Origin of the sequence: Flavobacterium notoginsengisoli, assembly GCF_014207905.1 — a bacterium.
In the GTDB taxonomy this organism is placed as follows: Bacteria; Bacteroidota; Bacteroidia; order Flavobacteriales; family Flavobacteriaceae; genus Flavobacterium; species Flavobacterium notoginsengisoli_A.
The window spans coordinates 212,378-225,861 of sequence record NZ_JACHLB010000007.1 but is presented as its reverse complement, the minus strand read 5'-3'; the positions used below and the strand labels follow the sequence as shown (position 1 = coordinate 225,861).

The following is a 13,484-nucleotide window of genomic DNA, read 5'->3' as shown; positions in this document are numbered from 1 at the left end:
TTAATTTGAAAGTAGTATGAAAATATTTAAAGCATATAAAACAGTATTAATTGCAGGAGCTTTTATGATTGCATCTTGCGCTCATGAAGATCAGCCAACAGAAAGCCAGTTAGATTTTTCTGCTCCAGCAAAAACAGATTTAGATAAATGGATTGGTACTAATTTCTTAGATCCATATAATATTAATGTGTATTATGAGTGGAATCAGAATTTAGTAGACAACAATAAATATTTGTATCCGCCTCTTGTTTCAAAGGTTCAGCCTGCGATGGAAGTGGTTAAGAAAATCTGGATTGATAGTTATACAACTATCGGAGGAACAGAATTTGTTAAGAAAATTGCACCTAGAGAATTTGTTCTTGTTGGAGGTATAAACTTAAATACAAACGGTACAGTAACTTTAGGACTTGCTGAAGCTGGTCAAAGAGTTTCTTTATTTCAAATTGACAACTTAAACAAAAAAAGTAGAGCAAGTGTAACTCAGTTTATTCATACTATTCAGCATGAGTACGTTCATATTTTAAATCAAACAAAACCTTTTGATGAGCAGGCTTGGGCAAAATTAACACCATCTGGATATACATCAAGCTGGTATGTTGAGGCAATTGCAACTTCTAGATCTTTAGGATTTATAACAAGTTATGCAAGGTTGAATATTTATGAAGATTTTGCCGAAACGGCTGCTACAATCTTAACAAGTTCTAAAGCTGAATATGATGCAATTTTAGCAGGTGTTACAGATGCAACTGCAAAAGCAAACATTAAAGCAAAAGAAGCACTTGTGGTTAAATATTACAAAGAGGCATTTAACATTGATTTTTATGCTTTAAGAGATGAAGCGCAGAAAAACACAGATGTTGTAATAAATAATTAAGGACAATAAATTTTATAAATAGAAATATTATGAAAGCAAAATATATATATAAGTGCTTAATGATTGCTTTTGCAGCCTTGCTTTTGGGATCATGTTCAAGTCCGGAAGTAGACTCAAAATTCGATGAAAATGCGACAGATAGATTAAGTGGTCGCCAAAAAGAATTAAATGATTTGTTGCTATCATCAGCTGATGGGTGGAAAGCAGTTTATTACACTGATAGTACACAATTAGGAGGATGGACACATTTATTTAAATTCCTACCAGGAGGAAAAGTAGATATGGCATCAGATTTTACAGGTAAAGATGGCGAAATTGATACCAAAACATATCAGAGTCAATACAATATTCAGCTAGGAAGCACAGTAAGTTTAGTTTTTTCTACGCAGAATAGAATACATCTTCTTTCAGATGCTAATAATTATCCAACAGCTGCACTTTTAGCAAAAGGATATTTAGGTGATTTCCAGTTTTATTACTACGGAGAAAAAGATGGTAACATTATTTTTAGAACTAACAGAAATGGTCACTTTCTTCGTTTTGTAAAAGCTACACCAAAAGACTGGACAGATTTACCAGGAAATGTTCCGATGATTAAAAACATTACTGGCGATATGAATAGCCCATTATTTAGATTGTTAGAAATCAATGATGGTACAGCAACTAAAAACTACGATTTTAGTTATAACGCTAGTGCTCGTTTTGGTACAGGATATTCTATAGATCCTGCAGTTAATACAAGTTATGATTTGGCGCTTTCGTTTAATCCTGGAGGTGTTTATTCGAAACTTCCATTAGATGTAAAAGGTCAAAAACTTACAGATTTTCTTTATGATGCTCCAACAAATTCTTTTGTTGCAACAGGAAAAGATGGTGTAAAAGCAACTATTAAATATACAAATGCACCGCCAAGACTTACTGATAATTACAAAGTGACTTTGCCAGCAGCTGGAGCTCCATCTACTGCTTATGGTTATATTGCGGCGAATCTTTCTGCTGCTCCAACTAACTCGCAGTTGTGCATGTACTTGCTTAATGAAATCAACAACGCTTCTGTTGCAAAAGTAAATAGAGTACAATTTACTTTCTACAATAATCGTACTGTAGATATTATGTACAGTTTTACAGGTGGAAAAGCAACTGTTTATCATAGAGCAACTGTTACAGAAGATGCAGTTAATAAAACGATCATCTTAAAACATTCACTATGGCATAATGGAACTTCTGTAATTGCAGCAGATGCTTTAGTGAAAAATCTCGATGATAAATTGATGGATCCTAAAGGTTTATATGTGACTAGAGAAAGTTTCAGAATAACTTATTCTAATACTATATACACATTTACTTGTGCATCAAGCAGTTTTAGAATTACTACTTACGCATTCCAATAAAAATTTAGATAAAAAAAGCAACTCATTTTTGAGTTGCTTTTTAAACTTTATCACATAAATTAAGTTTTGCCCCTTACCATTAATAAATTATGATAAAAAAAGTTTTAACGCCAGCAACTATTGCTATTTTTTTCTGGGGAATAATCCTTCTTATACTTAATGCAAAATATTATGAATATGTTAGATATTATCTGTATCTATCGATTATCATAGTTTTTCCTATAATGATTGTGAATATGATTAAACAGAGAAAAAATGATAAAATAAACGGTACAAAAGAGTTTTATCAGGCTATAAATAGAATGATGATTTTTGCAGTAATTCTTGTTATTATGTTTGCTATAACTAAACAGCATCACGTTTAATAATTTTTAGTTTTTATTTTTTTATTCAGGTGGAAACAGCTCATTTATTGAGCTGTTTTTTTGTTTTGGGAAGAAACAAAATTCTAAACCAATTTTTGTATCACAAATTTTATTAAACGCCCAAATAAGCTATATTTGTATTTCAAAAAATAAAAACGAATACCTTAATATGAAATTACTAGAAGGAAAAGTTGCCATTATTACTGGTGCAAGCCGTGGAATTGGAAAAGGAATTGCCGAAGTTTTTGCTAAACATGGAGCAAATGTTGCTTTTACATACAGCTCGTCTGCAGCATCTGCAGAAGCTTTAGAAGCAGAATTGAATAGTTTAGGAGTAAAAGCTAAAGGATACCAATCAAACGCAGCAGATTTTAACGAAGCTCAAACTTTTGTTGATGCTGTTTTAGCTGATTTTGGAACGGTTGATATCTTAATCAACAATGCCGGAATTACAAAAGATAATCTGTTAATGCGTATGTCTGAAGCAGATTTTGACCAAGTAATTGATGTAAATTTGAAATCGGTTTTCAATATGACAAAAGCGATTCAAAAAACTTTCTTAAAACAAAGAGCAGGTTCAATCATTAATATTAGTTCTGTAGTAGGAGTTTCTGGAAACGCAGGACAAACTAACTATGCAGCTTCTAAAGCAGGTGCAATCGGATTTACTAAATCTGTAGCTCTTGAATTAGGTTCTCGTAACATTCGTTGCAATGCAATTGCTCCAGGTTTTATCGAAACTGAAATGACTGCAAAATTATCAGAAGATGTAGTAAAAGGATGGAGAGAAGGTATTCCATTGAAACGCGGTGGAACTACAGAAGATGTAGCGAATGCTTGTCTTTTCTTAGCTTCAGATATGAGCGCTTACATTACTGGCCAAGTTCTTAACGTTTGCGGAGGAATGCTTACATAAGGTACTGAGGTACTAAGTTGCAAAGGTTCAAAGGTTTTAATATTCAGTTCTTCTGATTTTATGATAAAACTGAACACTTTTTAAATCTGAAAACTGATACTGAATACTAAATAAATATGACTACAAACACGATTCTTTTATTATTGCTTTCTTTAGTAATTGCTGGTGGTTTGTCGTATTTTCAATATTTTTTCAAAGCCAAAAGTAAATCCAATGTGATTGTACTTTTGGCTTTTTTGCGTTTTTTAGCCATTTTCGGACTATTGGTTTTACTCATAAATCCGATAATTTCTAAGAATTCGCTAGAAATTACAAAAACGCCATTGGCAATTGTGGTAGATAATTCGAGTTCGATTACGGCTTTAAAATCAGATAAAAAAGCAGTAGAATTATATCAAAAATTAATATCAAACCCTGCTTTAAAGGAAAAGTTCGAAATTCAATCTTATCAGTTCGATAATGATTTTAAAAATTCGGATAAATTCGATTTTAAAGGCAATCAAACCAATTTGGATCAAGTTGCTAAGAATTTAAAAAGCATCAACAAAAATCTGATTTTCCCGACAGTAATTATTACAGACGGAAATCAAACTACAGGAAACGACTACGTTTATAGATTTGATCCTGTCAATAAAGTTTATCCTTTGGTTGTGGGAGATACAACCACTTTTTTTGATTTAAAAATCAATCAGTTAAATGTAAATAAATACGCTTTTCATAAAAATAAATTTCCTGTTGAAGTCTTTTTGCAATATGCGGGAGACAAAACTGCTAATGCAGAATTTACTATTACGCAAGGAAATACAGTTGTAGCAAAAGAGAAACTTTCTTTTTCGCCTTCTAAAAAAACAGCTTCTCTAAATTTACTTTTGCCAGCAGATAAAGTTGGGTTGCAGATTTATAAAGCAAGCATTCAATCTTCTGCAAAAGAAAAAAACAGTTATAATAATATCAAGAATTTTGCAGTTGAAATCATTGATCAGAAATCAACTATTGCAATAGTTTCTACAATAAATCATCCAGATATTGCCGCTTTAAAACGTTCAATTGAAGTTAATGCACAACGTAAAGTAATATTAGTTAAACCGAATCAAATTAATGAGTTACAAGATGTTTCTGTTCTGGTTTTGTATCAGCCAACAACTGCTTTTAAAGCTATTTTTGATAATGGCAAATTGAAAGGAACAAACTCATTTATTATTACCGGAAACAATACCGATTTTAATTTTTTAAATCAGCAGCAGAACAACTTAGTTTTTAAAATGAGTGGTCAGCGAGAAGATTTTTTAAGCGAATTCCATTCTGATTTTAATCTTTTTGCAATCGATAATATCGGTTTTGAGGACTTTCCACCTTTGCAAAATGCATTTGGAAATATCAGTATTAATGGCAATATTTCGGTTTTACTTTCTTCAAAAATTAGAAACGTTTCTACTAATACTCCATTGTTGGCTTTCGCCGAAAATCAAGGAAAAAGAACTGCATTTTTATTAGGAGAAAACAGTTGGAAATGGCGTTTGCAAAGTCATATTGACAATCAATCATTTGAAAAATACGATGTCTTTATTGATAAAATTATTCAATATTTAGCTTCATCCAATTCAAAAAAATCTCTGGTTGTAACACACGAAAGTTTTTATAATTCTGGAGAAGAGATTATCATCAACGCGCAATATTTCAATAAAAATTATGAGTTTGATGAAAAAGCCAGATTGACAATAAGCGTTGTAAACATAGCAACCAAACAAACCAAAAATTATGATTTGTTAAAAGGAAGCAATTCTTTCTCTGCTAATTTAGAAGGTCTGCCGGCAGGAAAATATAATTTTACAGTAAAAGAATTAAACTCAAACACTTCATATGCAAGTCATTTTGAAATTTTAGATTTTGATATCGAAAAACAATTCGTAAATCCGGACGTCGCTAAACTGCAACAATTAGCACAGCAAACTGGAGGAAAAGCATTCTTTGAAAATCAAGCAGATCAATTGATTAATACGCTTTTAGAAAATTCTGAATACAAATCAATTGAGAAAAACATCTCAAGTAAAACGCCAATTATTGATTGGGTTTGGTTGTTGATATTAATTGCAATTTTATTAACGACAGAATGGTTTGTGAGAAAATATAATGGATTGCTTTAGTGAGTTACAAAGTTTCAAAGAAACAAAGATTCATAGTTTTTAATAGACTTTTAAAATGATGCGTTGATGAATGATATTCAGAATATTTTAAATGCAATATTTCCTTTCGTTGAAAGGTTATTAAAAGAATACGGCGAATTTTACCCTTTATCTTGCGCTGTAAATTTAAATCAAGAAATTGAGCATATTCTCTTAGAAGAAAATGAAGACGATGATTGTCCAGCTTCGGCATCGGTTATAGATGAATTAAAAAAAGTATTATATTCAAGAAAAGATGATTTTCTAGCAGTTGCCATTTTTTATGATGTTGAGCTAAAAGAAGAAGAAACTTCTGCAATAGCCGTTTTTGTTGAACATAAAGAGGAAGAACTTGCGTACACTTTTTATTTTCCGTATGAGCTCATTAATAATGATTTGATTCTTGGTGAATCTTGGAAAGTTGTTAATGAAAGAGAAATTTTTGAAGATTAGTTTTTACCATTGTTTATATGTTGTCCTTTTTTATTGAATAAATCTTAAAAATATTAAAATATGCTTAATCCTTTCAAAAGAAATAAAGAAGATGTTGTTTTTAATATGTTCAAAGAACGATTAGAAAAGAAAGGTTTAACTATTAAATCTATTGATGAAGAGGATTTTATTTACATAGATATAGGTGAATCAGATTTGAAAATTAGCTTAGAAAATGTTAGGCTTAATTACAAAAGAGATTCTGATGAAACTCATATTGATGACTTAATTGATGTGATTATTTCGCATTCATTTAAAATTGATGATTGGGAAAAAATAAAAGACAAAATATACATACAGTTTATTCCAAATGATTTTGATTTTGGAAATACGGTAAATGAAAAGGTTACAAATGAATTTAGTAAAGCCTTTACATTGAGTCTTAATAATGGCTACTCGTTTATCACAAATGATGATTTATGCGATTGGAATATCAGTTTAAAAGATTTACAAGATCAGGCAGATTTTAATTTGGGAATTCTTTTAGATAAAGTAAAGATTGAACTTGAAGATATTGATGGACATAAACTTGGAATGATTAATATCGACGAAGTTTCGCTTAAAAGTTCTTGTCTTTTTTCTTTAAAAATAAAGGACTTAGTTAAAGATAATATTGGTTATCCGTTTTATGCTGTAATTCCTGTGAGAGACTTTTGTTATATCTTTTCTGAGGAAGATTTTGAATATTTTTCCCAACGTTTAGGCTCTGTTGTTCTTGATGAATATAATAATTCGGGATATGCTATTACAACAGAAATATTAAGATTTTCTGAAAGCGGAGTTGAAGCAATTGGAAAATACTAGGAAATCAAATATTTGATCTTGATATTTTATTATGATAGCAAGAGATTTTAAAGTTTTTAGTTAACTTGAAACTTTAAACATGAAACAAAAGAAACATTAAATATGGATTTCAGGCTAAAAGTTTTCTATACCGTTGCACTCCGCCTTAATTTTACTAAAGCGGCTACAGAATTGTATATTACTCAGCCTGCTGTTTCTAAACATATTCAAGAGTTAGAAGAAACCTATAAAACGAAACTTTTTGAGAGAAACGGTTCTAAAATTGCTTTAACTCCAGCAGGAAAAATTCTTTTAAAATATACTAAAAGTATTTTTGATCTTTATCGTGAAATAGATTTTGAAATGAGTTCTTTCAACAAAGAACGCCAAGGTTTATTGCGATTGGGAGCAAGTACAACCATTTCACAATATATTATTTCTCCAATTTTAGCCAGTTTTCACCAAAAGCAAAAAGACATTAAAGTCAATTTGCTAAATGGAAATACAGAACAAATAGAAAATGCTTTAATCAATAAAGAAATCGAAATCGGAATTGTTGAAGGACAATCTAAAAACCAATCTATAAAGTATATTCCGTTTTTAAAAGATGAATTGGTTTTGGTTTGTAACAGCAAAAATCCATTTGTAAAACAAGATGAAATTTCGATAAATGACTTAAAGTCAATGAAATTTATAACGCGTGAACGCGGATCTGGAACACTAGAAGTTATTGAATTTGCTTTAAAAAAAGCAGGTCTAAAATTTACAGATTTGCAAATTGAAATGCAGTTAGGAAGTACAGAAAGTATAAAATCTTATTTGCTCAATTCTGATTGCTTCGCCTTTATGTCTATTCATGCTGTGAGTAAAGAGTTGAAAAATAAAGAATTAATTGTTTTGGATGTAGAAGAATTATCAATAGAAAGATATTTTTACATTATAACTTTACAAGGAAAATCTGATTCATTATCAGAGCTTTTTATTCAAAATATGGCAAATCATTATAACTTGAAGTTATAGTCGATTGTAAATTACGATTGGCGTTTTCAATAGAAACGACGGAACTTTGCAAGGTAAATATCAATTACCTTTATTTTGAAAACAAAAGAACATTCAACTTCACAATTATTTGAAATTAATCATTATTTGCAACAAGGACTTTTTCTTGTTGTAATTCTGCTAAGTCTATTTTCGATTATTTCGCCTCCAATTGCATTACTATTAGGAGTTATACTGGTGAACTTTTTTGGAAATCCTTTTGCCGAATTTAATAGCAAAGCAATTACCTTTCTATTACAATTTTCTGTGGTAGGTTTGGGATTTGGAATGAACGCAAACAGCGCATTATCAGCAGGAAAAGAAGGTTTTGTACTAACAATATTTTCGATTTTCAGTACTTTGCTGTTTGGGTTTCTATTAGGAAAATGGTTAAAAACAGATAAAAAAACTTCTCATTTAATTTCTTGTGGAACAGCAATTTGTGGAGGAAGTGCAATTGCCGCAATTACACCAGTTATTAAATCAAATGAAAATCAGACCTCTATTGCTTTGGGTGTTATTTTTATACTAAACTCAATTGCATTATTTGTTTTTCCATTTATTGGCCATCAATTAGATTTAACTCAAAAAGACTTTGGGTTATGGTGTGCAATTGCCATTCACGACACCAGTTCGGTTGTTGGAGCCGCCAATAAATATGGCGCAGAAGCTTTACAAGTAGCTACAACTGTAAAATTAGCAAGAGCTTTATGGATAATTCCTATTTCCGTTTTAACAGCTTTTCTTTTCAAGAATAAAAACTCAAAGATAAAAATTCCTTATTTTATTGGTTTGTTTATTTTGGCGATGCTTTTAAATACTTATTTTCCAGCAACAGCTATTTTTTCAGCACATTTTGTTGGAGTTGCTAAAATAGGATTAACAATTACGCTGTTTTTAATTGGAGCCACTTTAAATTTTACAACTTTAAAAACAGTAGGAGTGAAGCCTTTGTTGCAAGGTGTGATTTTATGGATATTTATTGCTGTTTTGGCTTTATTATCAATTCTTTATTTAGGATAATATTATTTTACATTGGAGAATTTTACAATTGGTTTGTCAATCATTTTGTAAAATTTTCCTTTGAAGGCATAACGTCTTTCAATCTCAAAATCAAATGATTTTTTTGTTTTAGCCATTGCCGCAATTTCTTCAGGAACATTTGTTTCAAATTCATCTTGCGCCTTTAATGCTTTATTATAAGATCCTGTAGTTTTGATGATTATATCTCTAAAATGTTTTTTGGTATTGTCATTTACAACCGTATAATTTCCAGACCATTTTATGCTTTGCACATTGGTTAATTGGTAATTGTCAACTTCCATTATAAGCTGGTATTTTCCATCAAAACCGGCAACCAAATAAAGCCATCCTTCAAAAGGACCGCCTGCACCACCGTTAACATGCAATAAGGTAAAAGCAAACTGATCTTCTCCGATTTCAACCAATTTTGGAGTTGGGCATTGTGCAAAAGCTCCAAACGCAGCAACTGCAGGCTGAAAAGATCGCATTTCCCAAAGACTACCATTTTTTGCAAACTTTGCTAAACCAAGCAATCCGCCAGAAAAGCGTCCCGTCTGCAGTCCATCTTCATCATGAACCGAATGATTAAAAGCTAATATTTTAAATTGATTCCCCTTGGAATCTGAATAATCGATATCGGCAAGAAGTCTGGTGGCAACGCCTTCTGTGTAAGGAAATAATTGATCGCCTTCGACACCGTTTACATCTGTGTAAGGAGAAGGTGTACAGGTTTTGCAGATCCAACTGATGAAACCGCTTCCATCGCGTTTACCATATTGTGTGCCAGGAAATAGTTCCCACATTACTTTTTTTGCCTTAAAAGGATCAGCTATTTTTAAAGTTCTTTTTGAATTAAGAATGGTGTCTTTTACATTACCAGGTTTTAACTCAATTTCCTGTGCAAAACAAATGCTAGACAAAAAAATAATAATTATAAGAAAATTATGGCGCATATTTTAGATTTAATACCTAACAAACATACAAAGAAAATTATTGTTAATGTGGATTTCTCTCGTTTTGGGCTAATAAATCATAAAAACTCAAAATAGTAGAATCTTAATGATAGTATTTTTTGCGTATTCTTTAATTAAAGCTAAATTTGCTCCCTCTAATAAAAAAACAAATGAAAAAAATCCAAATGAGACCAAAATTAATCGCTTTCGGTGCTTTAATTCTTGGCTTTATTATGTTATCATGGGGAAATGTTGGCCATGAGCGTATTAACAAAGCTGCTGTAATGGCTTTACCAAAACAATTACAGATATTCTTTTACAATCACATTGATTTTATTACACAAGAAGCATCGGTTCCAGATATCCGTAAATATGCTTTAAACTATAAAGAAGAAGGTCCGAGACATTATTTTGATATGGAAAATTTTGGTCCTGCAGATACTTACCCGCAAACATTGGAAGAAGCAAAGCAAAAATACGATGCTAAATTCTTAAGCGATAATGGAATTTTGCCTTGGTATATTGAAGATATGATGGCAAAATTGACTAAAGCTTTTAAAGAAAAAAACAGAGCAGAAATATTATTTCTTTCAGCAGATTTAGGACATTATATTGGAGATGCGCACATGCCTTTGCATACTTCAAAAAATCATGATGGACAGTTGACGGATCAAAAAGGTATTCACTCTTTATGGGAAAGCAGATTGCCTGAGTTATTCGTTAAAAACTACAAATTGAATGTTCCCGAAGCGCAATATTATGCAGATGTTCATAAAGCAATTTGGGACATGATTAATGATACACACAGTTTTGCACAGCCTTTATTGGATATCGATAAAAAACTGAGAACTGCTACTCCAGAAAATAAAGTTTTTGAAGTTGATGCAGAAGGGAAAATTGTAAAAACAAAATACAATACTTCTAAATTCACAGATGAATATGCTACAAAATTGCATGCAGAATTAAACGGAATGGTCGAAAATCAGATGAAAAAAGCTATTGCCGCAACTGCAAGTTTCTGGTACACGGCATGGGTAAATGCTGGAAAACCTGATTTAAGCGATTTAGATTCGCCAGCAGTTACTCAAAGAAATTTTCAGTTTTTACAGGAAGATTTAAAAGCATACCAAAAAGGAAACTTATTCGGAATGAAGAATCAGAACGATTAAAAAGTTTTGTTTCAAGTTTTATAGTTTCAAGTTTCAGGTTTTGCCTTGAAATTTAAAAAAGCCTCAAATTCACAATGATTTGAGGCTTTTTTATTTTTGGTCAATGCTGGATTGGCGCATTTCTATTAACGAAGTTTAGCGTATAATCTATTGTGTTTTGCAGTAAGGCTTAAATCTTTAAGCTGATATTCTTTTTCTTTTAACACATACGAAGCAGATTGATAGTAAGAAATAGTTTCATTTACTAGATTCTTATTTTCAGTTTTTAATGGAATTTCGTCATAATGTATTTGAAAATCAGAAGAAAGGCCAGTTTCTGGTTTTAGTTTTAACTCAAATTGTTTGATCTGCTGTTTAGGAGATAAAATGGTTAAAACATTATCTTTTATCAATCCTAAATCCTGATAAGTCGCTATAAAAGCTCTCGGTTTGTAATCAGATTCAAAAACATCATGTCCGAAAAATTTACTTTTATAATCAAAATTCAATAAACCGAATAATGTAGGCATAACATCAATTTGTGACATTAGTTTGTTACATTTTTCTGGTTTCGCAGTTGGATCATAAATTAAAGCTGGAATTCGGTATTTATCTAACGGAAGTTCAGTTTTTCCTGCGCTAGAAGCACAATGATCGGCTACAATAACAAAAACAGTATTCTCAAACCAAGGCTGTTTTTTAGCCTGATTAAAAAACTGACGCAGAGCATAATCTGTATATTTTACACCGCCATTTCGTGATTTTATATCTCCTGGAATATCAATTTTATTGTTCGGATAAGTAAAAGGCCTGTGGTTGCTAACGGTCATGATATGATTAAAGAAAGGCTTGTTTTGCTTAGCTTCTGTGTTCATAATCTTAATCGCTTTATTGTACATATCTTCATCGCAAACTCCCCAAACATTAGAAAATGTGATTTCATTTGGTTTAAAACTCGATTTGTCAATAATTTGATAACCGTTTCCAGAATAAAAATCCTGCATATTGTCAAAAAAAGCATCTCCACCGTACATAAATTTGACATTATAACCTTTTTGTAGAAATACAGATCCGGTAGAAAACTTGTTTTTATTATCTTCTCTTTTCACAACGCTCTCGCCGGCAGTTGGCGGAAGACATAAAGTAACAGCTTCAAGTCCGCGAACCGTTCTGTTTCCAGCGGCGTAAAGATTCGTAAATAACAGGCTTTTTTGCGCTAAACTGTCCAGAAAAGGAGTGATATTCTCTTTGTTTCCATACATTTTCATAAAATCTGCACTCAAACTTTCTACAGTAATTAAAACGACATTTTTCTTCTTTTCGATAGAATCATCTTTAATTTCTCGTAATGTACTCTGACCTGAAATCTCAGGTAATTGCTGTTTCAAAAGTGCAAAAGCTTCTTTGTTAGGAATTGTTTTGTAAAACTTGAAATAATCCAGTTTGTTATTCTGAAAAGCCAAGTAAAATTTATAAATACCATTTGCCTGTAATTCATTTACAAAAATATTCTTTGAATTCTCTATTTTGGCTAATGATGGAATTGCAAATAAGGAAATGAAAAATAAGACGCCATAAATTGCTGTAATTTTAATCTTCTCTTGAACTGGAGGGATTTCTTCAATATAATTTTTTGATTTTTTAATAATGAAAAAAGAAATAGTTCCAGTAATGATAAACAAGGCAGAAAAAATTGGAATTACAGGGTAAGATTGCATAATATTACCGATAACTTCATTAGTGTAAATGAGATAGTTAACAGCTATAAAATTATATTTCACGCCAAATTCATTCCAAAAGAAAAATTCGCTTAAGGCGTTTTGAAGAATTAGCAATACATATAAAAAAATCACAAAAGCGAAAAGCCAAAATCTGATTTTGTTTCTCCATTTTGGAATAAAAAGGAAAAGTGTAAATAGAGCAGTTTTGATTGAAATGAAAATCAAAACAATTTTGGGTAAAGCGCCTCCATATTCATCGAAAATACTTTTTCCTGAAGCTGTATAAATTAGTAAAAGAACAAAACCTCCTAAAATAAAATATCCGTAAGGTCTATTATATTTTGAATTGGAAATGAAAATAAGATACAGCCAAAGAAAAAATGAAGCAACAGTAAAAACAAAAAAGTCTGATAATAAACCGAATACAAATATTTTAAAGCTTTCGGCAACGGTAAACGAACTTTGAGTTATGGGATGAAATAGTAATACAATTCTAAGTAAAAAACTTACAGCAAAATAGAGTGCCGCAAGATTGTAAAATGGAGAAAATTTTTTGAAAAGATTCATCGGATTTATTTTTTTTACAAAATTAATTTCGAATGATTAACGGCAGATTAA

At 31.1% G+C, this 13,484-nt stretch carries 12 protein-coding genes; 10 read left to right on the top strand and 2 right to left on the bottom strand.

The genetic code is table 11. The annotated features are described in order from the left end of the window. The first annotated feature begins 16 nt into the window (after nucleotides 1–16). From HNP35_RS20185 to HNP35_RS20145, 9 genes are all read left to right on the top strand, one after another. A complete protein-coding gene (locus tag HNP35_RS20185) occupies nucleotides 17–874 on the top strand; it encodes a zinc-binding metallopeptidase (protein ID WP_184165978.1) in 858 nt (285 codons plus the stop codon). A 29-nt stretch (nucleotides 875–903) separates the two neighbouring features. Then, nucleotides 904–2,265 (top strand): DUF4302 domain-containing protein, encoded by a 1,362-nt coding sequence (locus HNP35_RS20180; protein ID WP_184165981.1) that lies wholly within the window; start codon nucleotides 904–906, stop codon nucleotides 2,263–2,265. An 89-nt stretch (nucleotides 2,266–2,354) separates the two neighbouring features. Beyond that, nucleotides 2,355–2,630, top strand: coding sequence for a hypothetical protein (locus tag HNP35_RS20175; RefSeq protein WP_184165984.1), 276 nt, complete (start codon nucleotides 2,355–2,357; stop codon nucleotides 2,628–2,630). A 169-nt stretch (nucleotides 2,631–2,799) separates the two neighbouring features. Then, nucleotides 2,800–3,546 carry a 3-oxoacyl-[acyl-carrier-protein] reductase gene (gene fabG / locus HNP35_RS20170; protein ID WP_071637930.1) on the top strand — a complete coding sequence of 249 codons (747 nt, stop codon included), beginning with the start codon at nucleotides 2,800–2,802 and terminating at the stop codon, nucleotides 3,544–3,546. A gap of 116 nt (nucleotides 3,547–3,662) precedes the next feature. Then, nucleotides 3,663–5,690 (top strand): hypothetical protein, encoded by a 2,028-nt coding sequence (locus tag HNP35_RS20165; RefSeq protein ID WP_184165987.1) that lies wholly within the window; start codon nucleotides 3,663–3,665, stop codon nucleotides 5,688–5,690. 66 nt (nucleotides 5,691–5,756) lie between these two features. Next, entirely contained in the window at nucleotides 5,757–6,161 is a 405-nt protein-coding gene (locus tag HNP35_RS20160; protein WP_184165990.1) for a hypothetical protein, read from the top strand. A 60-nt stretch (nucleotides 6,162–6,221) separates the two neighbouring features. Then, nucleotides 6,222–7,004, top strand: a complete 783-nt coding sequence (locus tag HNP35_RS20155) for a hypothetical protein (protein ID WP_184165993.1) — start codon at nucleotides 6,222–6,224, stop codon at nucleotides 7,002–7,004. Between the two features lie 102 nt (nucleotides 7,005–7,106). Next, nucleotides 7,107–8,003 carry a LysR family transcriptional regulator gene (locus HNP35_RS20150; RefSeq protein WP_184165996.1) on the top strand — a complete coding sequence of 299 codons (897 nt, stop codon included), beginning with the start codon at nucleotides 7,107–7,109 and terminating at the stop codon, nucleotides 8,001–8,003. A gap of 75 nt (nucleotides 8,004–8,078) precedes the next feature. Further along, nucleotides 8,079–9,044 carry a YeiH family protein gene (locus tag HNP35_RS20145; RefSeq protein WP_184165999.1) on the top strand — a complete coding sequence of 322 codons (966 nt, stop codon included), beginning with the start codon at nucleotides 8,079–8,081 and terminating at the stop codon, nucleotides 9,042–9,044. Between the two features lie 2 nt (nucleotides 9,045–9,046). Here the strand turns inward: HNP35_RS20145 and HNP35_RS20140 are convergent, their stop codons facing one another. Next, nucleotides 9,047–9,964, bottom strand: coding sequence for a hypothetical protein (locus HNP35_RS20140; RefSeq protein ID WP_246453618.1), 918 nt, complete (start codon nucleotides 9,962–9,964; stop codon nucleotides 9,047–9,049). A gap of 203 nt (nucleotides 9,965–10,167) precedes the next feature. On the opposite strand from HNP35_RS20140, the gene HNP35_RS20135 reads away from it, so the two are divergent. Beyond that, nucleotides 10,168–11,166 (top strand): zinc dependent phospholipase C family protein, encoded by a 999-nt coding sequence (locus HNP35_RS20135; protein WP_184166005.1) that lies wholly within the window; start codon nucleotides 10,168–10,170, stop codon nucleotides 11,164–11,166. Nucleotides 11,167–11,291: 125 nt separating this feature from the next. Here the strand turns inward: HNP35_RS20135 and HNP35_RS20130 are convergent, their stop codons facing one another. After that, nucleotides 11,292–13,433 (bottom strand): LTA synthase family protein, encoded by a 2,142-nt coding sequence (locus HNP35_RS20130; RefSeq protein WP_184166007.1) that lies wholly within the window; start codon nucleotides 13,431–13,433, stop codon nucleotides 11,292–11,294. Nucleotides 13,434–13,484 lie beyond the last annotated feature (51 nt).